The sequence below is a fragment of the Streptomyces sp. NPDC039462 genome (assembly GCF_055639375.1).
This window is the reverse complement of the sequence record NZ_JBVKAO010000002.1, coordinates 708817-730282: the sequence shown is the minus strand read 5'-3', so window position 1 is coordinate 730282 and position 21466 is coordinate 708817. Positions and strand designations below refer to the sequence as shown.

The following is a 21466-nucleotide window of genomic DNA, read 5'->3' as shown; positions in this document are numbered from 1 at the left end:
CTGCACGGTCGACTTCGGTCCATTGCAGCCCCACCTCCTCCGGCCGGTCCCCCGTAAGGGAAGTCCCATGCGCCCTTCACGCCAGTGGCGCAAAGTCAGTGTCTGTCTGCAGGGCTTGAAAGCGACGCTTCTGCGTGCTGCCCTGAGCCAGCGGCCAACACTATCAGCCGACTGAAGTGTCAAGCCCCCGCTTTGCCGTTCCCTGACGAGTTCTATGCTCGCGTCATGGCTGATGTTCTTGCGCTGGTCGAGGCCCGTCTCCGTACTGGCCTGGGGGAACCGGACGCGCGCGCCGCGGTGACCTTCCTCGGGACGGACCGCTTCGAAGTGCTGCGGTTCACGGACGGCGACGTGCTGCGCTATGCGACGCTCGGCATGTCCGCCCAGCCGATGGCCGACCCCACCGCCGTGCTCGCCGATCCGGTCAAGGGTCCGCGCGCCGAGCTGGTGTTGTCGGTACGAGGGGGCCGCGCCGACACGGACAAGGTGCTGCGGCCGCTCGCGGTCCTCGCCGCCTCACCGCAGGTGGAGGGGCTGATCGTGGCGCCCGGCGCGTCGCTGGACGTGGGCGAACCGCTGTGGCCCGGCGCGCCGTTCACCTCGGTGCTCGTCGCGGAGCCCGGCGGCCTGGTCGAGGATCTCGACCTCGACGCTCCCATGGAGCCGGTGCGGTTCCTGCCGCTGCTCCCCATGACGCCGAACGAGGCGGCCTGGAAGCGGGTGCACGGCGCGGCGGCGCTGCGGGAGCGCTGGCTGAACAGCGGAACGGACCTGCGCGATCCGCTGCGCAAGTCCGTACCCCTGGACTGAAGTCCCTTCTGGGAAGGCTCAGTTGGCGAAGACGCCGACTCCGTCCTCGGTGGCGTGCCGCGGCTCCAGCTCCTCGGCCTGGTGTGTGAGCGAGGCCCTGCGCACCCAGATCACACCTGCCCCGATCACCGCGGTGACGGCCGCGACCACGAACGGGATGTGGATGTCGCTCCACTCCTCGATCTTCGGCGCGAAGAAGGGCGCCGCGGCGGCCGCGAACCACCGCACGAAGTTGTAGCCGGCGCTGGCCACCGGTCGCGGCGCGTCGGAGACCCCGAGGGCGAGCTCGGTGTAGACGGTGTTGTTCACGCCGATGAAGGCGCCGGACAGGATCGTGCAGACGACGGCCGTGGTGTGGTCGCCGTAACCGAGTACGAGCACGTCGGCGGCGAGCAGCACCAGGGAGCCGCCGAGCACCTTCAGCGAGCCGAGGCGCGCCTGCAGCCGAGGGGCGACGAGCACCGAGAACACCGCGAGCAGCACGCCCCAGGCGAAGAACACCGCGCCCGATTTGTACGGCGACATGTTCAGCACGAACGGCGTGAACGCCAGCACGGTGAAGAACGTGTAGTTGTAGAAGAAGGCGGAGGCGGCCGCGGAGGCGAGCCCGCCGTGGCCGAGCGCCTTGACGGGGTCGAGCAGGGACGTCTTCCGCGCGGGCTTCGGCTGTTCCTTGAGGAACGCGGTGATGCAGAGGAAGCCGATCGCCATCAGGGCCGCGGTGCCGAAGAACGGATAGCGCCAGCTGGCGTCGCCGAGCACCGCGCCGACCAGGGGCCCGCACGCCATGCCGAGGCCGAGCGCCGACTCGTACAGCAGGATCGCGGCGGCGCTGCCGCCGGCCGCGGCGCCGACGATGACGGCGAGGGCGGTCGACACGAAGAGCGCGTTGCCGAGTCCCCAGCCCGCCCGGAAGCCGACCAGTTCGCCGACCGAGCCGGAGGTGCCGGAGAGGGCCGCGAAGACCACGACGAGCGCGAGGCCGAGCAGCAGGGTCTTCTTGCCGCCGATGCGGCTGGAGACGAAGCCGGTGACCAGCATCGCGATGGCGGTGATCAGGAAGTACGAGGTGAAGAGGAGGGAGACCTGGCTGGCGCTCGCGTCCAGGCCCTCGGCGATGGAGGGCAGGATCGGGTCGACGAGCCCGATGCCCATGAAGGCCACGACGGATGCGCCGGCCGTCGCCCATACGGCCTTCGGCTGCCGCAACAGGCTGCCCGCCCCGGCGTCGAACGGGTCCCCTTCGGCGGGACCCCCTGTGCTGCTGTTCATTCAGCCGCTCCTTCACTGCCGTATCCGTGTCCGACGGAGGTCGTTGACGTATGCATATATTAAGTTAGCAAGGCTAACTGATGCAAGCTACATCTAGTTTTCCCTGGTGACAGGGCCACCGGACGGGTGATCGTCCTTGACGGAGCGGCGGCCGGGGAGGACCGTTGGGCGCTATGAGGGGCGAACCCAGTTGCCCGAAGTGTGGTGGCCGGGTCAGGGCTCCCGGTCTCTTTGCCGACTCCTGGCAGTGCGATGTGCACGGCACCGTGCACCCGCTGCAGCCCGTGATCCCGCCCAGCGTCGAGGCTCTCCAGGTCGTGGTGCACCGGGCGCAGGTCCCGGTGTGGATGCCGTGGCCCCTGCCGGTCGGCTGGCTGTTCACGGGCGTGGCCTGCGCGGGGGACGACAGGAGCGGCGGCCGTGCGACGGCGGTGGCCTGCTCCGGTCCCGCGCCGCTCGGCGGCGTCGGCGAGCTGGTGCTCGTCGCCGAGGAGCTCGGCGTCGGCCTCGGCGCGCGGTACGCCGGCATCGACGGCCCCGACCCGGGCCCTCACATGAGCGTCGAGAAGCCACCGCAGACCAAGGTCCTCGCCGCGGGCCGGCCGACGCCGCTGTGGCACGTCTCGGGGACGCCGGACGACCGCGCGGTCTTCGCGGGCGAGGCGCGCGGACTGTGGCTGTGGGCCATCGCGTGGCCGGAGCAGTCGGGTCTGTTGATGTACGACGAGCTGGTCCTCACCGATCTGCGGGACGCGGGCGCGGAAGTGGATCTGCTGCCGTGCGGGGCGCTGTCACCGCGGCTGCTCACGCCGTGAGCGACGCCGGGGGGGGCGGGGCTCAGGGGCGGGAGCAGGGACAGAGGGAAGAGAGGGGCGAGAGGCTCCCGTGCCGTGAGGGACGCCTCTTCGGGAGCGGGCCGAGAAGCGGCCTGCGCCCGTTATCCTTGAGCGTCCCCCTCGTCCGCCCGTCAGAGCACTGGAGCCAGCGTCGTGCGCATCGATCTGCACACCCACTCCACCGCGTCCGACGGCACGGACACCCCGGCCGAGCTGGTCCGCAACGCGGCAGCGGCCGGTCTGGACGTCGTCGCGCTGACCGACCACGACACCACCCGGGGCTACGCCGAGGCGAAGCGGGCCCTGCACGAGCTGCCGACGGGGCTGACCCTCGTGACCGGCGCCGAGCTCTCCTTCAACCTCGACGGCATGGGCCTGCACATGCTGGCCTACCTCTTCGACCCCGAGGAGCCCGAGCTCGCCCGCGAGTGCGAGCTGGTCAGGGACGACCGGGTGCCGCGCGCGAAGGAGATGATCGGCAAGCTCCAGGAGCTGGGCGTGCCGGTGACCTGGGAGCAGGTCGCGCGGATCGCGGGCGACGGTTCGGTCGGCCGTCCGCACATCGCCGAGGCGCTCGTCGAGCTGGGCGTCGTGCCCACCGTCTCCGACGCCTTCACGCCCGAGTGGCTCGCCGACGGCGGCCGCGCGTTCGCCGACAAGCACGAGCTCGACCCGTTCGACGCGATCCGCCTGGTCAAGGCGGCCGGCGGCGTCACCGTCTTCGCGCACCCCGGCGCCAGCAAGCGGGGCAGGATCGTCTCCGAGTCCGTCATCGCCGAGCTGGCGGCCGCGGGCCTCGACGGCATCGAGGTCGACCACATGGACCACACGCCCGAGACCCGCACGCGGCTGCGCGCGCTCGCGGGGGAGCTGGGCCTGCTGGTCACCGGATCCAGCGACTACCACGGCAGCCGCAAGACGTGTGTGCTCGGGGAATTCACGACCGACCCCGAGATCTACGGCGAGATCACGCGCAGGGCGACGGGGGCGTTCCCCGTGCCGGGCGCGGGCGGACGCCCGGCCGCCTAGCGGTCGGTCCCACCGCACTCGACTCCGCGCTCCGCGCACTACTCCGCACTCCGCGCCTCTCTTCACCGCGTTCCGCTGCCACTTCACCGTTCCGTGGTGGTGGTCGCCGTGCGCGTGCGTGCACCGCTCACCCCTTCGTACGACTCTCTGCAAGGCCATCACTGTGTTCGACGTCGCCGTTTTCGGATCCCTCTTTCTCACGCTTTTCGTGATTATGGACCCCCCTGGTATCACCCCGATCTTCCTCGGTCTGACCGCGGGCCGGCCCGCCAAGGTGCAGCAGCGGATGGCCTTCCAGGCCGTGTGCGTCGCCTTCGGCGTGATCACGGTCTTCGGCGTCGTGGGTCACCAGATCCTCGACTACCTGCACGTCTCCGTCCCCGCGCTGATGATCGCGGGCGGTCTGCTGCTGCTCCTGATCGCGCTCGACCTGCTCACCGGCAAGACGGACGAGCCGAAGCAGACCAAGGACGTCAACGTCGCGCTGGTGCCGCTCGGCATGCCGCTGCTCGCGGGGCCCGGCGCGATCGTCTCGGTCATCCTGGCCGTCCAGGACGCGGACAGCGTCGGAACGCAGCTCTCCGTCTGGGCGGCGATCGTGGCCATGCACGTGGTGCTGTGGCTGGTGATGCGGTACTCGCTGCTGATCATCCGGGTGATCAAGGACGGCGGCGTGGTGCTCGTGACGCGGCTCGCGGGCATGATGCTCTCCGCGATCGCGGTGCAGCAGATCATCAACGGCGTCACGCAGGTGATCAAGGGCGGCTGAGTGCCGTGAGCGCGGGCCCTCAGTGGCCCCGGACGCACGAAGGGCCCCCGTACGGCTTCCGTACGGGGGCCCTGCGACGTCTGCGTTATGAGGCCGAGGTGTCGGCCGGGCGGATGTAGATGCGCTGGCCGATCGCTGCGGCCTGCTGCACGATCCGATTGACGGAGGCGGCGTCCACGACGGTGCTGTCCACGGCGGTGCCGTCGACGTCGTCGAGTCGCATGATTTCGAAGCGCATGAGGGGCTTCTCCCTTCGTCTGGTCATCCTCCTGCAAGGAGAACTGCTGGTTCCTGCGGTGTCTTCCTGACGGGTACAACGAGTTGCCTCGTGCAAACATTCCCTACGCTAAAGAAATTTTTCGCGAACCTAATTACTTGCGAGTAGCGAGAGCAGTTGTGTTCGCAGCGTGACGGGCGGGAGACTGGGAACGATATGAACGACGCCGACCCCAGCGCAACGGATTCCGACGCCACGGATATCAGCGCAGCGGACATCAGCGCTCAGCTGGAGCGCACCAACAGCCTGCTCGAGCGCATGCTCGCCGAGGTGGCGAAGACCCCGTCCACGCACGCGATCTTCGTCGACGCCGGGTATCTGTACGCGGCCGCGGGCCGGCTCGTCACCGGAACCACCGAGGACCGCCGGTCCTTCGACGTCGACGCGGAGGGTCTCATCGAGGCGCTCATCGACAAGGCCCGCACGATCTTCGCGGACAGCAGGCTGCTGCGCGTGTACTGGTACGACGGGGCGAGGCGCCGCATCCACACGACCGAACAGCAGTCCATCGCCGAGCTGCCCGACGTCAAGGTCAGGCTCGGCAACCTCAACGCCAACAACCAGCAGAAGGGTGTCGACTCCCTGATCCGGAGCGACCTGGAGTCACTGGCCAGGCACCGCGCCATCAGCGACGCGGCGCTCATCGGCGGTGACGAGGACCTGGTCTCGGCGGTCGAGGCTGCGCAGGGGTACGGCGCGCGGGTCCACCTGTGGGGCATCGAGGCGCCCGACGGTCGCAACCAGGCGGAGGCGCTGCTCTGGGAGGTCGACAGCCAGCGCACGTTCGACCTCGACTTCTTCAAGCCGTACGTCACACGCCGCGTCGTCACGCCGCACGAGGCGGGCGCCGCCGCGCACCGCCCCACCCGCGAGGACGTCCGCTTCGTCGGCGCGCAGATCGCCGCGAAGTGGCTCGGGGCGCGGGGCCGCGAGGCGCTGGTGGGCCTGCTGCCCGGCCACCCCTATCTGCCCGGCTCGGTGGACCAGGACCTCCTGGTGGAGGCGGAGCGGCTGTTGCAGTACTCGCTGCGCGGCCAGTCGGATCTGCGGAGGGCGCTGCGGGACGGCTTCTGGGAGCACTTGCAGGCGCAGTACTGAGGTCCGCCTCAGCTCTGCCCCAGTGTCCTCAGTGCCGGTTCCAGAAGTCGATCAGGGCTGCCGCCGTCTCCTCGGGGCGGTCGGTGTTGGGGGAGTGCTCGGCGCCGTGGATCACCGTGCGGTGGGCGGCCAGGCGCTCGGCCATGTCGTCCAGGAGGGGGACGGCCCAGGTGTCGTCGCGCTCGCCCGAGATCACGTGCTTGGGCAGCGGCAGAGCGGCGAGCTCGGCCACGCGGTCCGGCTCGGTGGACAGCTGTCTGCCGGTGGCGATGAGCTGGGCGGGGCTGTGCCGCAGCCAGCGGGCCCGCAGAGCCTCGCTGTCATCCTCGACACCCTGCTCGTCCGCCGTGGTCCCGTCCCCCGTCTGCGTGTTCCCCGTCTCTGCGTTCCCTGTCTGCGCGTCCTGCGGGGGTGGCGGCTCCATGGCCTGCATCGCCTGCCACACCTCGTCCATGGACAGCACCGCGACGGCGTCCGCCAGCATCTTGGCGCGCTCCTGCTGTACGGGGGCGATGGCGGCGGGCCCCGAGGACATGAGGGTGAGGGTGGCGAAGGGGCGGGGATCGAGCAGCACGGCGGCCCGGGCGATCTGACCTCCGAGGGAGTGGCCGAGGAGATGCAGGGTGCGGGGGCGGGAAGGGGGCTCGCTGACCCCGCTGTCCGCCAGGAGCGCCGCCGCCTGGGCCAGGACATCGCGCGCCAACTCGCCCTGGGCGTACGCTGATTCGTCGTCCGGACCGGGCGTCTCGTACTGGCCGCGACCGTCCACGGCCACCGCGCGGTAGCCGGCGTCGGCGAGCGGCTCGAGGAGGGCGATGAAGTCCTCCTTGCTGCCGGTGAACCCGGGAAGCAGGAGGACGGTTCCTCTGCGCCGGACGCCCGCCGTCGGCGCCGCGTCGAGCACGGCGAAGTCTCCACGGTCGGTACGGAGGGCGTGCGCGGTCGCACACGGGGGCGGTACGAAGGTCGGGGGCCTGCTCATGAGCCGAGGCTAACGGGTCGGCAGAACCGGACGACAGCGAGTGCGGCGCCGACGGGGGCACGGGCTGTGGTCGGGCGCCGACTTGGACTTTCCGGGTCGGTGCCCGGTGCCCGGTGGCTGCGGGCCGACTGGCACGGTCCCGTCCGCCCGGGGGCGGTCCCCCCGTTGGGCCGGGGCCTGCTGTCCGGCCGCTCGACCACCGCTGGCAGGGCGCCATTCGCTGGGCCCTGCCAGGTGTCGGGTCCTGGCTCACCGTGGGGACCGCTCATGTCCGGCCTTGAGGGCTGCGGCAAGGCCGGGCCGGCTTGCCGCTTGGCCGCCGTTGGCTGGGCGGCTGTGGCTCCTGGGCCGGTACCGGGCCCTGCGCGGGTGTCGGGTCTTGGTCGACCGTGGGGTCTGCGTACGTCCGGGCTCGGGGGCTGTGGCAGGCGGCTGATGCGGGTTGCTGGCGGGTGGGGTGGGTGGTGTGTTGCGGGTGGGGACGCGCGAAGGCCCGCCCCCGAGTGGGGGCGGGCCTTCGGCGTGGGTCGGCTGTGCGTCAGCTGTCCGCTGTCTCCACCGGCTCTGCCTTCTTGCGCGTGCGGCGGCGCGGGGCCGGGGTCTCGGCCTCGGGCGCGTCCACGGAGGTGGCCGCGGCCTTGCGCGTACGACGGCGGGGCTTGGGCTCCTCCGTCGCCTGGGCCGGGATACCGGCCTCGATGGTGTCGGCGACCTTGGCCGCCGCCGTCTTGCGGGTCCGACGCTTCGGCTTCTCGGCCTCGGCCTCGGGTGCGTCGGCCTCGGGGGCCTTTTCCGCAGCCTTGCGGGTGCGGCGCTTCGGCTTTTCGGCGTCAGCCTCCGGCACTGCCGCCTCGGCGACCTTCTCCGCTGCCGTCTTGCGCGTGCGGCGCTTGGGCTTCTCGGCCTCGGCCTCGGGGGCGGTGGCCTCGGGGGCCTTTTCCGCAGCCTTGCGGGTGCGGCGCTTCGGCTTTTCGGCCTCGGCCTCCGGCACTGCCGCCTCGGCGACCTTCTCCGCTGCCGTCTTGCGGGTGCGGCGCTTCGGCTTCTCGGCCTCGGCTTCCGGGGCCTCGGGGGCCTTCTCCGCCGTCTTGCGCGTGCGGCGCTTCGGCTTCTCCGCCTCGGGCGCGACCGTCTCGGGCAGGACAGCCTCGGGTGCGACCGTCTCAGGTACGACTGCCTCGGTTTCGGGCGTCGGCTCCGCGGCCTTGCGGGTGCGGCGGCGCGGCTTCGTGGCCGGGGGCTCCACCTCGGCGACAGGAGCCGGGGCCGGGGCCGGGGCCTCCGCCTCGGTCGGCGTGGCCTCGGCCGTCGCCAGGGACTCCGACGCGGCGCCGGCACGCGTCCGCCGACGGCGGCGCGGGGTGCGCGGTTCGGTCGCCTCGGTGGCTACCGGGGCGGCCTCCGTGACCGGGGCGGCCTCGGCCACCGGAGCGGCGGGAGCCGTCGCGGCCGGGGCCGTGGTCGTGGCCGTGTCGAGCGGGGTGCCACCGCGCGTACGGCGGCGACGACGCGGCGTGCGCGCCGGGCGCTCACGCTCGGCGGTCGCCGGGGCCGAGCGGTCACGGTCCCGACCACGGTCGCGGTCGCGATCCTGCGTACGACCGCCGCCGGAGCGGCCACCACGGCCGCGTCCACCGGTCTCGCCGAGGTCCTCGATCTCCTCCGCGCCCAGACCCGCACGGGTCCGCTCACCGCGCGGCAGAACACCCTTCGTGCCCGCCGGGATGTTCATCTCCTCGTACAGGTGAGGGGAGCTGGAGTACGTCTCGACCGGGTCGTTGAAGCCCAGGTCGAGGGCCTTGTTGATCAGCTGCCAGCGCGGGATGTCGTCCCAGTCGACCAGCGTGATCGCGATGCCCTTGGCGCCCGCGCGGCCGGTGCGGCCGATGCGGTGCAGGTACGTCTTCTCGTCCTCGGGGGACTGGTAGTTGATGACGTGCGTGACGCCACCGACGTCGATGCCGCGCGCGGCGACGTCCGTGCAGACGAGCACGTCCACCTTGCCGTTGCGGAACGCGCGCAGCGCCTGCTCGCGGGCGCCCTGGCCGAGGTCACCGTGCACGGCGCCCGAGGCGAACCCGCGCTTCTCCAGCTGCTCGGCGATGTCGGCGGCGGTCCGCTTCGTACGGCAGAAGATCATCGCGAGTCCGCGGCCCTCGGCCTGGAGGATGCGCGAGACCATCTCGGGCTTGTCCATGTTGTGCGCGCGGTACACGAACTGCTTCGTGTTGGCGACGGTCTGGCCCTCGTCGTCCGGCGCGGTGGCGCGGATGTGCGTGGGCTGCGACATGTAACGACGGGCGAGGCCGATGACGGCGCCCGGCATGGTCGCCGAGAACAGCATCGTCTGGCGCTTCGCCGGAAGCATGTTGATGATCTTCTCGACGTCGGGCAGGAAGCCGAGGTCGAGCATCTCGTCGGCCTCGTCGAGGACCAGGCACTTGATCTGCTTGAGGTCGAGCTTGCGCTGACCCGCGAGGTCGAGCAGCCGGCCGGGGGTGCCGACGACCACGTCGACGCCCTTCTTGAGGGCCTCGACCTGCGGCTCGTAGGCACGGCCGCCGTATATGGCGAGCACGCGGACGTTACGCGCCTTGCCGGCGGTCAGGAGGTCGTTCGTCACCTGCTGGCAGAGCTCGCGGGTGGGGACGACGATGAGGGCCTGCGGCGCCTCGGTCAGCTGCTCGGGAGTGGCGCGGCCCGCCTCGACGTCGGCCGGGACGGTCACGCGCTCGAGGATCGGCAGACCGAAGCCGAGCGTCTTGCCGGTGCCGGTCTTGGCCTGGCCGATGACGTCCTTGCCCGAAAGGGCGACGGGGAGCGTCATCTCCTGGATGGGGAAGGGGTTGATGATGCCGACGGCTTCAAGGGCTTCGGCTGTCTCGGAAAGAATCCCGAGCTCTCGGAAAGTCGTAGTCAGGGCTATGCCTCTTCTGTGAGACGCGGCGTGAGGCGAACGCAGGGGGTCGTGACCGTGCCACTACCGCCGGACGCTTGGGGGGCGTGCCGGGGGCGCGGGACCACTGCCGGCGCTCGAGCGCTCTTACCGCTGAGGTTCCCTCCTCGTGCCGTACGCATCCTGTGCGCACCGCCCGGAGGGCTGTCGGGTCGGAGCCGATCGGGCCACCGACCGGGCATCCTCATTCGTACGGCCCGTCGAATATTCGGCGGGCGCATTACCACTGTACCGCTAAATCTCGCATGTGTGTCCGGCGAATTCGTCACATGGTCGTCGTCACAGTCACTGACCAGGGCCTTACGCGTTCCCGCAGGCGGGCTATTGTGCGCTTCATGGAGACGCCTGACACCGCCGCTGAATCCGCCGCCGAACCCACCGGGATCGCCGCCCAGGACTGGGCGAAAGCTTCCGCCGAGCCCCAGTACCGCGCCGCGGTCGTGGACCTTCTCGGCGCGCTCGCCTACGGGGAGCTCGCGGCGTTCGAGCGGCTCGCGGAGGACGCGAAGCTGGCGCCGACGCTCGGCGACAAGGCGGAGCTGGCGAAGATGGCGTCGGCGGAATTCCACCATTTCGAGCAGTTGCGTGACCGTCTTTCGGCGATCGGCGCGGAGCCGACCGAGGCGATGGAGCCGTTCGTCGCCGCGCTCGACGGCTTCCACCGGCAGACCGCGCCGTCCGACTGGCTGGAAGGCCTCGTCAAGGCGTACGTCGGCGACTCGATCGCCAGTGACTTCTACCGCGAGGTCGCGGCCCGGCTCGACTCCGATACGCGGGAACTCGTGCTCGGCGTGCTCGACGACACCGGGCACGCGAGCTTCGCCGTGGAGAAGGTGCGCGCCGCGATCGAGGCGGACCCGCGCGTGGGCGGGCGGCTGGCGCTGTGGGCGCGGCGGCTGATGGGCGAGGCGCTCTCGCAGTCGCAGCGGGTGGTCGCGGACCGCGACGCGCTGTCGACCATGCTGGTCGGGGGCGTGGCGGACGGCTTCGACCTGGCCGAGGTCGGACGGATGTTCTCGCGGATCACCGAGGCGCACACCAAGCGGATGGCTGCGCTGGGCCTGGCGGCGTAGGTCTGCTCGACGGGGCGCTCCTACGCCGTCTCGACGGGACGCTCCTACGCCGTCGCCGAGCGGCGCAGGTGGTTCCGGGTGGGGCGGAGCAGCAGTGACAGCAGAGCAGCCGAGACCGCTGTCGCTCCCACGAGCGTCGCCGGGGTGTGGCCGGAACCGAGCGCCATGTGCGTGATGAAGGCGCCGATCAAGGCGCCCGCGGGGCCTGTGGACAGGACCAGGCTGCGCGCGGGCAGCCGGTGGCCGAAGCGGTGCGCGGTGGCCCAGGCCAGGGCCAAGCCGAGCAATGTGGAGCCGAGTGCTTCCAGAATCACGGTGGTGCCCTCCCTCGCGGCCAGGTGCAAATCGGTCGTAGCCGGTGTACCCCGGGCCGCCGGAATGCAACCCTCCATGATCGGGTGACGCCGAAGTCCCCTCGTACGACACACGCGTACAGCGCACACATGAAGCGCATGCACGGCGCACGAGAACGGCCCGGTGGTTGGAGGTCCAACCACCGGGCCGTTCTCTGAAGATCCACCAGAAGCGTCCTACAGGGCGCTGAATCCCACCTTGCGCGCGGTCGGCTCGCCCAGCTCCACGTACGCGAGGCGGTCGGCCGGAACCAGGACCTTGCGGCCGTGGTCGTCCACGAGGCTCAGCAGCGGCGACTTGCCGGTCAGCGCCTCGGACACCGCGTGCTCGACTTCCTCGGCGCTCTGGCCGCTCTCCAGCACGATCTCGCGGGGCGCGTACTGCACGCCGATCTTGACCTCCACGGCTTTGTCCCTCCGACGGTCAGTCTGTGCGCGGCCGTCCGCGCCGTACCCAGCACACATTAGCCCGGTGAGGGGACGGGAACGGACGCGGCCGTGCACGCCGGTAGCGAACACGGGACGGGAACAAAAACGCGAGGGCTCAGTGGCCTTCCGTGCCGTGCAGCGGGAAGCCGGCGATGCCGCGCCAGGCGAGCGACGTGATCAGCTGGACCGCCTTCTCGCGCGGGACCGTGCTGTCACTGGCCAGCCAGTACCGGGCGACGACCTGGGAGTACCCGCCGAGGCCCACGGCGAGGAGCATCGCCTCGTCCCTGGGCAGGCCGGTGTCCTCCGCGATGACCTCGCAGATCGCCTCCGCGCACTGGAGCGTGACGCGGTCCACGCGCTCGCGCACCGCCGCCTCGTTCGTCAGGTCCGACTCGAAGACCAGGCGGAACGCGCCGCCCTCGTCCTCGACGTACGCGAAATAGGCGTCCATCGTCGCGGCGACGCGGAGCTTGTTGTCCGTGGTGGACGCGAGCGCCGTGCGCACGGACTGCAGGAGCGACTCGCAGTGCTGGTCGAGCAGGGCGAGGTAGAGGTCGAGCTTGCCCGGGAAGTGCTGGTAGAGCACGGGCTTGCTGACGCCGGCGCGCTCGGCGATGTCGTCCATCGCCGCGGAGTGGTACCCCTGCGCGACGAATACTTCCTGGGCCGCCCCCAGGAGCTGGTTGCGTCGGGCACGGCGCGGCAGCCGTGTGCCCCGCGGGCGCGCCGCCTCTGTCTGCTCGATGGCTGTCACGCCGCCTCCCAAATGGTCCGATGTGCGGTGAGCGCCGCGCCGCCATCGTACTTTTCGGTAACAGTGATGTGCGCGGTGCGAACGCAGAATTTCACGGACTGGACGACCGCAGAAGGCCTGTCCAACGGTGCGTAGCCGGGCAAACACGGTCGAGCCGACGGTGCCGTCCCGGCCGGCTGCCGGGCTCTGTCAGCGGTAGTCGTCCTCGTCGAGTTCCACGACGCGGGCCTGTTCCGCCACGTCGGCTTCGTTGGCGACGATCGGATCGACCTCTTCGAGGGCGTCGTCCCGACTGGGGGTGAGATCGGTCTGCTGCTCCGCCGCGTCCGCCTCCGGGGCCTCGACGCCGGGCTCCTGCGGGCTGTCGTCCGTCTCGAAGGTCTCGGGGTCACTCGGGTCGACACTCATCTATGGCTCTCTTCCCTTGCGGTACGTGGTGGCCCTTATGGGGCGAGTGCCCTGTACCCCCGATTTCCATCACTCTTCATGGCGATCTGGTTCGAGCCTAGAAGAGACCCGTACGGGGCGCTACGCGATCCGTGTGCGGTCTGTGACAGCGAACACGTGAACTACCGCGTGATCGTCTCGTAACATTGCCGCATGTCTTCGACCGAGCTGCCGAACCTGCTGGCCTCCGCCGCCGCGCCCAAGCCGGGTGCCGTGGCGGTCGCGGAGGGGGAGCGGCTCGACTCGGTGGCCCTGCCCGGCCTCTCGCTGACCGTGCGTTCCCGGCCCTCGACCGGCCCCGGCCTGCCGCCCGCGCTGTACGTGCACGGGCTCGGCGGCTCCTCGCAGAACTGGTCGGCCCTGATGCCGCAGCTGGCGGACGTCGTCGACTGCGAAGCGATCGACCTGCCGGGTTTCGGGGACTCCCCGCCACCGGACGACGGCGACTACTCCATCACCGGGCACGCCCGCGCGGTCATCCGCTATCTCGACGCGCGCGACCGCGGCCCCGTCCACCTCTTCGGGAACTCGCTGGGCGGCGCCGTCACGACGCGCGTCGCCGCGGTCCGCCCCGACCTGGTCCGCACGCTGACGCTGGTCTCGCCCGCCCTGCCGGAGCTGCGCGTGCAGCGCACGGCGGTGCCGACGGGGCTGCTCGCGGTGCCGGGCGTCGCCGCGCTCTTCACCCGCCTCACCAGGGAGTGGACGGCCGAGCAGCGGGTGCGCGGCGTCCTCGGCCTCTGTTACGGCGACCCGGGCAGGGTCACGCCGGAAGGTTTCAGCGCGGCGGTCCGCGAGATGGAGCGCAGGCTCCAACTCCCCTATTTCTGGGACGCGATGAGCCGCACGGCGCGCGGCATCGTGAACGCGTACACGCTGGGCGGCCAGCACGGACTGTGGCGGCAGGCGGAGCGGGTGCTCGCGCCGACCCTGCTCATCTACGGCGGGCGCGATCTGCTCGTCTCCTTCCGCATGGCCCGCAGGGCGGCCGCCGCGTTCCGCGACTCGCGGCTGCTCACGCTGCCCGACGCGGGTCATGTGGCGATGATGGAGTATCCGGAGAGCGTGGCGCTCGCGTTCCGTGAACTGCTCGTCGACACCGGTGAGTTGAGCGGCCTGGGCCGCGGTGGCTCGCGCACGGGTTCGGGGAGCTGAGGCGGCGCGTGGGACGTCACAGCCGCCGCGGTCCGGCAGACACGACTGACAACACCAGCACCTCGGGCACACCGGCTTCGCACGGTGTGGGACCTCAGGCCACGCCCGGTACGGGGCGGCGGCGCAGGCGGGAGGCGCCGGACGGCACGCCTCCGCACGGCATCCCCGCTGCGGACGGCACTCCTGCGCACGGAATCCCCGCTGCGGATGGCACCCCTCCGCACGGCACCCCCGCCGACGGAGTGCCGCACGTCCGCGGTGGGCACCCCGAGCAGCGGGAGCCCGGTGGGGGCTGGGGTGATGTCACCGGCACCGGTGGCGGGCCCCGGATCCGGGGCGGGCACGGTGTGCCCGGACCCCGCCAGGACTACGTGGCCGCGTTCCCCGACGACGAGGGCGACTTCGGTGCCGCGGGCGAGCCGAAGCAGGCCCCGCAGCCGCCCCCTCCCCGCGACCCGTACGCCTCCGTCACCGACTGGGACGCCGTTCCCGAACCCGCCGACGGCGGCGACGGTGACCGCGACGGCAAGAAGCGCGGCCGCAACCGCGCGCTCGCCGGCGTCGCGGCCGCCGCGATGACCACCGTCCTCGCGGTCGTCGTGGCGGGCCAGGTCGCAGGCGGTGCGAAGGGTTCCGACACGCGGACCAAGGCCGCCCCGGGCGGCGCCCGCGACACGGACGACCCCGCATCCCGCTCGGACCGCCGCCCGACGCCCGCCGAGGCGAAGGACGAGCCCCCGGCGACGTACGAGCAGAAAATGGGCGAGAAGAACCCGATGGACGCGAAACTGAAGGCGTCCGGCGACTTCGCGGCCATCTCCGGGTTCGAGAAAGCGCCCGGCAAGGGACAGCTGTTCCGGTATCGCGTCGACGTGGAGAAGGGCCTCGGCCTGGACGGTGAGCTCTTCGCGCAGGCCGTGCAGAAAACCCTGAACGACAACCGGAGTTGGGCCCATGACGGGGCCCGCACCTTCGAGCGCATTTCCTCGGGGAAGCCCGATTTCGTCGTCACGCTCGCGAGCCCGGGAACGACCGCCGCCTGGTGTGCGAAATCCGGTCTCGACACGACCCAGGACAATGTGTCATGTGATTCCGCGGCGACGGAACGCGTGATGATCAACGCCTATCGGTGGGCGCAGGGCGCGAAGACCTACGGCGACGCCGTCCAGAAGGAGTTCGGCAGCGCGATCTTCCCGTACCGGCAGATGCTCATCAATCACGAGGTCGGGCACCGGCTCGGCTTCAACCACACGGACTGCACGAAGGACGGCGGCCTCGCGCCGGTCATGCAGCAGCAGACGAAGTTCCTGAACCACGACGGCATCAAGTGCAAGGCCAACCCCTGGGCATTTCCGAAGGGTTGAGGCCCAGCGGTGGCGTCCTCCGGAGCCCGTCACTCCGGTGGCCGCTTTGACATCTGTCGGAAGTTCGTTCATATTTCTCCGCATGTCGAACAGTCACGCCCCGTCGAGCGCCGCCATTGAGCTGGCGCTGTTCGGCGTGACCGCGCTCTGCGTGGCCGACATCCACTGTTGCTGACGCCCGCCCCGGCGAGTGCGTCGCTTTTTCCCGGCTTTCGGCTGACATCGTCCTGAGCATCCGTATGCCGTCGTGTCCCGCACCTTTCCCGGGGTGAGCTCTGTCGCTCCCATTTCGCCTTTGCGTCCCCGAGAGGTCTCTTTCCGATGCGTCGATCGTCCGTCATATCCCGCCGCGTGGCAGCGGCATCCGTCAGCCTGGTCCTGGCCTCGGGCGTCGTCGCCTGCGCGGGCCCGAAGGACAACGACGCCGGGAGCGGCGGTGACGGCAAGCCCGCCAAGGGCGGCACGCTCACCGTCCTCAACCGCGACCCGCAGACCGACTTCGACCCCGCGCGGCTCTACACCTCCGGCGGCGGCAACGTGCCGAGTCTCGTCTTCCGCACGCTGACCACGCGTAACCGTGAGGACGGCGCCAAGGGGACGGAGGTCGTCCCCGACCTTGCCACCGGCCTCGGCAAGCCGAGCAAGAACGCCACCGTCTGGACGTACACCCTGAAGAAGGGGCTCAAGTACGAGGACGGCTCGCCGATCACGACCGCCGACATCAAGTACGGCATCGAGCGGTCCTTCGCCGCCGAACTGTCCGGCGGCGCGCCCTTCTTGAGGGACTGGCTGATCGGAGGCGCCGACTACGAAGGGCCGTACAAGAGCAAGGGCGGCCTGGACTCGGTCGAGACGCCGGACGATCGGACGATCGTCTTCCATCTGAACAAGCCCGTGGGCGATTTCGACTACGTGGCCACCCAGACGTCGTTCGCGCCCGTGCCGAAGGCCAAGGACAAGGGCACCAAGTACGAGGAGCACCCGATCTCGTCCGGCCCCTACAAGGTCGTCGAGAACCAGAACGACGGAGAGCGGCTCCGCCTGGAGCGCAACCCGCACTGGTCCGCGAAGAACGACACCGAACGGAAGGCCTACCCCGACGTCATCGACGTACGGTCCGGGCTCGACTCGTCCGTCATCAACCAGCGGCTCTCCGCGAGCCAGGGCGCGGACGCCGCCGCCGTCACCACCGACACCAACCTCGGCCCTGCCGAGCTCGCCAAGGTCACCGGCGACAAGGAGCTCGCCTCGCACGTCGGCACCGGCCACTTCGGCTACACGAACTACCTCGCCTTCAACCCGAAGGTGAAGCCGTTCGACGACCCGAAGGTGCGCCAGGCCATCTCGTACGCCGTGGACCGCTCGTCGGTCGTCAACGCGGCGGGCGGCTCCTCGCTCGCCGAGCCCGCCACCACCTACCTGCCGAACCAGAAGTCCTTCGGATACACGAAATACGACCACTTCCCGGCAGGCCCGTCCGGCAACCCGAAGAAGGCCAGGGAGCTCCTGAAGGAAGCCGGTCACAAGGACGGGCTCACCATCACGCTCACGCACTCCAACGCCAAGGACTTCGAGACCAGTCCCGAGATCGCCACCGCGATCCAGGACGCGCTCAAGAAGGCCGGCATCACCGTCAAGCTCCAGGGCCTCGAGGACAACGACTACAAGGACAAGACCCACAGCGCCAAGAACGAGCCTGGCCTCTTCCTCGCCCACTGGGGCGCCGACTGGCCCTCCGGCGGCCCCTTCCTCGCCCCGATCTTCGACGGCCGGCAGATCGTGAAGGACGGCGCCAACTTCAACTCCGGCTTCCTGAACGACAAGTCCGTCAACGACGAGATCGACGAGATCAACAAGCTGACCGACCTGAAGGCCGCCGCGAAGCGCTGGGGCGCCCTCGACAAGAAGATCGGCGAGAAGGCGCTGACCGTGCCGCTCTTCCACCCGGTCTACAAGCGGCTGTACGGCAAGGACGTCAAGAACGTCGTCATCAGCGACTGGACCGGCGTCCTCGACGTCTCCCAGGTCGCGGTGGAGTCGTCGTGACGGTCCGCACGCTCTTCTGGAGGCGGCTGCGCGAGCAGCGCGCCGCCCTCGTCGCGGCGGGCTTCGTCGCGCTGCTCGTCCTCGTGGCGCTCGCCGCGCCGCTGCTCACCGCCCTGGAAGGGCAGGACCCCACCACGTACCATCCGGATCTCGTCGACTCGGCGCGCGGCGGCGTGCCGGTCGGCCCCCTCGGCGGGATCAGCGGCGAGCACTGGCTCGGTGTCGAGCCGCAGACCGGGCGCGACCTCTTCGCGCGGCTCGTGTACGGCGCCCGGGTCTCGCTCGGTGTCGCGCTCGCCGCGACCGTCGTCCAGGTGTTCATCGGGGTCGCGGTCGGAATCGCCGCCGGCTTCGGCAGCCGCTGGGTCGACCAGGTGCTCAGCAGGGCCACCGACGTCATCGTGGCGCTGCCGCTCATGGTCCTCGCGCTCGCGCTGATGGCGGTCGTGCCCAGCGGCTTCCCGCGGCCCGTGCTCGTCGCCCTCGTCATCGGCCTCGTCGCCTGGGGCAGCATGGCCAAGCTCGTGCGCGCCCAGACCGTCACGCTCAAGGAGCTCGACCACGTGGCCGCCGCGCGGCTCAGCGGCTGGAGCTCCCTGCGGATCGCCCGCAGGGAACTGCTGCCCGCACTCGCCGCACCTGTCATCACCTATGCCGCGCTCCTCGTCCCCGGCAACATCACGGTCGAGGCCGCGCTCTCCTTCCTCGGCGTCGGCGTGCAGCCGCCGACGCCGTCGTGGGGACAGATGCTCACCGCCGCGGACGTCTGGTATCAGGCGGCACCGCAGTACCTGCTGTACCCGGCGAGCGCGCTGTTCGTGACCGTGCTCGCGCTCACCGTCCTCGGCGACGGCGTGCGCAGGGCGCTCGACCCGCGGGCCGGCTCGCGGCTGCGGATCGGGACGGGCCGGAAGCAGGAGGCCCGGGCATGACCAGCTCCTCCCGCTTCTCTGGTTTCTCCCGGTTCTCCGGTTTCTCCGGGCTCTCCGGCCTCTCCGGGTTCCTGCTGCGGCGCTTCGTCGGCGCGGCCGTCACGCTCCTCGCCATCTCCGTGATCATTTACGTGGTGTTCTACGCCGCGCCGGGCGACGTCGCCCAGATCACCTGCGGCCCCCGCTGCTCACCCGCCCAAATCCAGCAGGTCGCCGAGCAGTTGCGGCTCGACGACCCGCTGTACGCGCGCTACTGGGACTTCCTCCAGGGCATCGTCGTCGGCCACGACTACTCGACCGGCACCGGCACCGAGCACTGCGCCGCGCCCTGCCTCGGCGTCTCCTACCAGAGCGACCAGCAGGTCACCGCGCTGATCCTGGCGAAGCTGCCGGTCACCGGGTCGCTCGCGCTGGGCGCCATGGTGCTGTGGCTCGCCCTCGGCGTCGGCACCGGCGTGCTCTCCGCCTGGCGGCGCGGCCGGCTCGGCGAGCGCGTGCTGACCGCCGTCACGCTCGCGGGCACCGCCACACCCGTCTTCGTCATCGGCCTGCTGCTCATGATCGTGGTCTGCGGCCAGCTCCAGTGGCTGCCCTTCCCGCAGTACGTCGCCTTCGCGGACGACCCGACGCAGTGGGCGTGGAACCTGCTCCTGCCGTGGCTGTCGCTCGCCCTGATCGAGGCGGCCAAGTACGCGCGCCTGACCCGCTCCTCGATGCTGGAGACGCTCGCCGACGACCACGTGCGGACCTTTCGCGCGTACGGCGTGGGGGAGCGGTCGATCATCGGGAAGCACGCGCTGCGCGGCGCCGTCGCACCCGTCATCGCCCTGACCGCCAACGACTTCGGGTCGATGTTCGGGGGTGCCGTGCTCAGCGAGACGCTGTTCGGCCTGCCCGGCATCGGGCGCGAGCTCGTGCACGCGGTCAAGGTCGTCGACCTGCCGGTGGTCGTCGGGATGGTCATGGTCACCGGCTTCTTCGTGGTGCTCGCCAATGCCGTCGCGGACGTCCTGTACGCGGTGGCCGACCGACGGGTGGTGCTGTCGTGAGTCTCGTCCAAGTCACCGATCTGACCGTCGAGTTCGGGTCCGGCGCGGGTGCGGGCGCGGGTTCCGGGGTGCGCGCGGTCGACGGGGTCTCCTTCACGCTGGAGGCGGGCGGCGCGCTCGCCCTCGTCGGCGAGTCGGGGTCGGGCAAGTCCACCGTGGCGTCCGCGCTGCTCGGCCTCCACCGGGGCACGGGCGCGCGGGTCGGCGGGACCGTGCGGGTCGACGGTGTCGACGTACAGGAAGCGTCCGACGCCGAACTGCGGCGGCTGCGCGGCGGCAAGGCCGCGATGGTCTTCCAGGACCCGCTCTCCTCCCTCGACCCGTACTACGCGGTGGGCGACCAGATCGCCGAGGTGTACCGCGTGCACACGGGCGCGTCCCGGCGTGCGGCACGCGCGCGTGCCGTGCAGGTGCTCGACCGGGTCGGCATCCCCGACGCGGCACGCCGCTCCCGCTCGCGCCCGCACGAGTTCAGCGGCGGCATGCGCCAACGGACGCTCATCGCCATGGCGTTGGCGTGCGAGCCCGCGCTGCTGGTCGCCGACGAGCCGACCACCGCGCTCGACGTCACCGTCCAGGCGCAGATCCTCGACCTGCTCCACACGCTGCGCGCCGAGACCGGCATGGGACTGCTCCTGGTCACCCACGACGTGGGCGTCGCCGCGGAGAGCGTCGACGAGATCCTGGTCATGCGGGGCGGACGGGTGGTGGAGCGCGGGGCGGTCCGCGAGGTGCTCGGGGCGCCCCGGGAGGCGTACACGCAGGAGCTGCTCAAGGCCGTGCCGCGGGTGGACTCGCCGCTGCCGCCCTCGCACGGGGGCGAGGGCGATGGCGATGGCGATGGCGAGATCGTTCTCGAAGCGGTCGGGCTGCGGCGGGAGTTCGGGCGCGGCAAGCGTGCCGTCACCGCCGTCGACGACGTCTCCCTCACCGTCCGCCGCGGGGAGACCCTCGGCGTGGTCGGGGAGAGCGGCAGCGGCAAGACCACGCTCGGGCGGATGCTGGTGGGGCTCCTGGAACCGACCGCGGGGCAGCTCCGCCACGGGGGTGCGGAGAAGCCCGGTGGACGGGTGGTGCCCGGTGTGCAGATGGTGTTCCAGGACCCCGTCTCCTCGCTCAATCCGCGGCGGTCCATCGGTGAGTCCGTCGCCGATCCGCTGCGCGCGCGGGGTGAGACCGACTCCTTCGTACGGAGGAGAGTGCGCGAACTCCTGGAGCGCGTCGGCCTCGACCCCGCGCACTACGACCGCTACCCGCACGAGTTCAGCGGCGGACAGCGCCAGCGCGTCGGCATCGCGCGGGCGCTCGCCGCCGAGCCGCGGCTCATCGTGTGCGACGAGCCGGTGTCGGCGCTCGACGTGACGACGCAGGCGCAGGTGACCGCGTTGCTCGCCGAGCTGCAGCGGGAGCTGGGGATCGCACTGGTCTTCGTCGCGCACGACCTGGCCGTGGTGCGGCAGGTCAGCGACCGGGTCGCGGTGATGCGGCAGGGAAGGATCGTCGAACACGGGCCTGTGGACGAGGTCTACGGCTCGCCGCGGCACCCGTACACGCGACGGCTGCTCGCCGCCGTGCCCGCGCTCGACCCGGAGGCGGCGGCGCGGCGCCGAGAGGCCCGCAGGGAGCTGGCCGCAGCCTGACCGTCCGTGACGAAAGGGGGCTTCCGGGCCTCTATAGCGCGACGGAACGCTACCGGCGCGAGAAAGTTACTGCCGTTCACCCCTTCTGGTGGCGCGACGGACAACCGTCCGTCGCGCCACCTGCATGACCGCATACGTTCGTCCCGCTGCAAGCCGCCGGTCCAACGGCGGCTCACCGAACGGGAGATCGGG

21 protein-coding genes are annotated in these 21466 nt (G+C 71.0%); 13 read left to right on the top strand and 8 right to left on the bottom strand.

Annotation, left to right across the window (positions count from 1 at the left end; genetic code table 11):
- Positions 1-225: 225 nt before the first annotated feature.
- The gene (locus ACZ7LU_RS13810) at positions 226-810 is read left to right on the top strand and encodes a suppressor of fused domain protein (RefSeq protein WP_398300903.1); all 585 of its coding nucleotides are present in this window, start codon (positions 226-228) and stop codon (positions 808-810) included.
- An 18-nt stretch (positions 811-828) separates the two neighbouring features.
- Here ACZ7LU_RS13810 and ACZ7LU_RS13805 read toward each other — a convergent pair whose 3' ends face one another.
- A complete protein-coding gene (locus ACZ7LU_RS13805) occupies positions 829-2082 on the bottom strand; it encodes an MFS transporter (protein WP_471916782.1) in 1254 nt (417 codons plus the stop codon).
- A 173-nt stretch (positions 2083-2255) separates the two neighbouring features.
- On the opposite strand from ACZ7LU_RS13805, the gene ACZ7LU_RS13800 reads away from it, so the two are divergent.
- The 3 genes from ACZ7LU_RS13800 to ACZ7LU_RS13790 all read left to right on the top strand — a co-directional run bounded on the left by ACZ7LU_RS13800 (position 2256) and on the right by ACZ7LU_RS13790 (position 4716).
- Positions 2256-2897 (top strand): DUF6758 family protein, encoded by a 642-nt coding sequence (locus tag ACZ7LU_RS13800; protein ID WP_398300906.1) that lies wholly within the window; start codon positions 2256-2258, stop codon positions 2895-2897.
- A 174-nt stretch (positions 2898-3071) separates the two neighbouring features.
- The gene (locus ACZ7LU_RS13795) at positions 3072-3947 is read left to right on the top strand and encodes a PHP domain-containing protein (RefSeq protein WP_468092182.1); all 876 of its coding nucleotides are present in this window, start codon (positions 3072-3074) and stop codon (positions 3945-3947) included.
- A gap of 163 nt (positions 3948-4110) precedes the next feature.
- Positions 4111-4716 (top strand): MarC family protein, encoded by a 606-nt coding sequence (locus ACZ7LU_RS13790; RefSeq protein ID WP_398300908.1) that lies wholly within the window; start codon positions 4111-4113, stop codon positions 4714-4716.
- Between the two features lie 85 nt (positions 4717-4801).
- On the opposite strand, the gene ACZ7LU_RS13785 is transcribed toward ACZ7LU_RS13790, so the two are convergent.
- On the bottom strand, positions 4802-4954 hold the full coding sequence (locus tag ACZ7LU_RS13785; RefSeq protein ID WP_167359504.1) for a hypothetical protein: 153 nt from the start codon (positions 4952-4954) through the stop codon (positions 4802-4804).
- Between the two features lie 195 nt (positions 4955-5149).
- Between ACZ7LU_RS13785 and ACZ7LU_RS13780 the strand changes: the two genes are divergently transcribed.
- A complete protein-coding gene (locus ACZ7LU_RS13780; RefSeq protein ID WP_468092186.1) occupies positions 5150-6091 on the top strand; it encodes an NYN domain-containing protein in 942 nt (313 codons plus the stop codon).
- 28 nt (positions 6092-6119) lie between these two features.
- Here ACZ7LU_RS13780 and ACZ7LU_RS13775 read toward each other — a convergent pair whose 3' ends face one another.
- Positions 6120-7073 (bottom strand): alpha/beta fold hydrolase, encoded by a 954-nt coding sequence (locus ACZ7LU_RS13775; RefSeq protein ID WP_471916781.1) that lies wholly within the window; start codon positions 7071-7073, stop codon positions 6120-6122.
- 538 nt (positions 7074-7611) lie between these two features.
- Positions 7612-9900 (bottom strand): DEAD/DEAH box helicase, encoded by a 2289-nt coding sequence (locus ACZ7LU_RS13770; RefSeq protein ID WP_471916780.1) that lies wholly within the window; start codon positions 9898-9900, stop codon positions 7612-7614.
- 464 nt (positions 9901-10364) lie between these two features.
- Between ACZ7LU_RS13770 and ACZ7LU_RS13765 the strand changes: the two genes are divergently transcribed.
- On the top strand, positions 10365-11102 hold the full coding sequence (locus ACZ7LU_RS13765) for a ferritin-like fold-containing protein (protein WP_398300916.1): 738 nt from the start codon (positions 10365-10367) through the stop codon (positions 11100-11102).
- Between the two features lie 44 nt (positions 11103-11146).
- Here the strand turns inward: ACZ7LU_RS13765 and ACZ7LU_RS13760 are convergent, their stop codons facing one another.
- The 4 genes from ACZ7LU_RS13760 to ACZ7LU_RS13745 all read right to left on the bottom strand — a co-directional run bounded on the left by ACZ7LU_RS13760 (position 11147) and on the right by ACZ7LU_RS13745 (position 13049).
- On the bottom strand, positions 11147-11416 hold the full coding sequence (locus ACZ7LU_RS13760) for a hypothetical protein (RefSeq protein WP_398300918.1): 270 nt from the start codon (positions 11414-11416) through the stop codon (positions 11147-11149).
- Between the two features lie 216 nt (positions 11417-11632).
- Positions 11633-11860, bottom strand: a complete 228-nt coding sequence (locus tag ACZ7LU_RS13755; protein WP_055565193.1) for a DUF3107 domain-containing protein — start codon at positions 11858-11860, stop codon at positions 11633-11635.
- A gap of 139 nt (positions 11861-11999) precedes the next feature.
- The gene (locus tag ACZ7LU_RS13750) at positions 12000-12641 is read right to left on the bottom strand and encodes a TetR/AcrR family transcriptional regulator (protein WP_362999487.1); all 642 of its coding nucleotides are present in this window, start codon (positions 12639-12641) and stop codon (positions 12000-12002) included.
- Between the two features lie 189 nt (positions 12642-12830).
- On the bottom strand, positions 12831-13049 hold the full coding sequence (locus tag ACZ7LU_RS13745) for a hypothetical protein (RefSeq protein ID WP_398300920.1): 219 nt from the start codon (positions 13047-13049) through the stop codon (positions 12831-12833).
- A gap of 192 nt (positions 13050-13241) precedes the next feature.
- Between ACZ7LU_RS13745 and ACZ7LU_RS13740 the strand changes: the two genes are divergently transcribed.
- The 7 genes from ACZ7LU_RS13740 to ACZ7LU_RS13710 all read left to right on the top strand — a co-directional run bounded on the left by ACZ7LU_RS13740 (position 13242) and on the right by ACZ7LU_RS13710 (position 21274).
- Positions 13242-14243, top strand: coding sequence for an alpha/beta fold hydrolase (locus ACZ7LU_RS13740; RefSeq protein WP_398300922.1), 1002 nt, complete (start codon positions 13242-13244; stop codon positions 14241-14243).
- Between the two features lie 86 nt (positions 14244-14329).
- On the top strand, positions 14330-15607 hold the full coding sequence (locus ACZ7LU_RS13735; protein ID WP_471916779.1) for a DUF3152 domain-containing protein: 1278 nt from the start codon (positions 14330-14332) through the stop codon (positions 15605-15607).
- Positions 15608-15689: 82 nt separating this feature from the next.
- Positions 15690-15782: an Ms4533A family Cys-rich leader peptide gene (locus ACZ7LU_RS13730; protein WP_317987152.1), complete on the top strand. Its 93-nt coding sequence runs from the start codon at positions 15690-15692 to the stop codon at positions 15780-15782.
- 146 nt (positions 15783-15928) lie between these two features.
- Positions 15929-17653, top strand: coding sequence for an ABC transporter substrate-binding protein (locus ACZ7LU_RS13725; protein ID WP_471916778.1), 1725 nt, complete (start codon positions 15929-15931; stop codon positions 17651-17653).
- Positions 17650-18585: an ABC transporter permease gene (locus tag ACZ7LU_RS13720; RefSeq protein ID WP_398300926.1), complete on the top strand. Its 936-nt coding sequence runs from the start codon at positions 17650-17652 to the stop codon at positions 18583-18585. Before ACZ7LU_RS13725 ends, ACZ7LU_RS13720 begins: the two co-directional genes overlap by 4 nt.
- Positions 18582-19634, top strand: coding sequence for an ABC transporter permease (locus ACZ7LU_RS13715; RefSeq protein WP_471916777.1), 1053 nt, complete (start codon positions 18582-18584; stop codon positions 19632-19634). The genes ACZ7LU_RS13720 and ACZ7LU_RS13715 overlap by 4 nt, the downstream gene beginning before the upstream one ends.
- On the top strand, positions 19631-21274 hold the full coding sequence (locus ACZ7LU_RS13710; RefSeq protein WP_471916776.1) for a dipeptide ABC transporter ATP-binding protein: 1644 nt from the start codon (positions 19631-19633) through the stop codon (positions 21272-21274). The genes ACZ7LU_RS13715 and ACZ7LU_RS13710 overlap by 4 nt, the downstream gene beginning before the upstream one ends.
- The last annotated feature ends 192 nt before the right edge of the window (positions 21275-21466 follow it).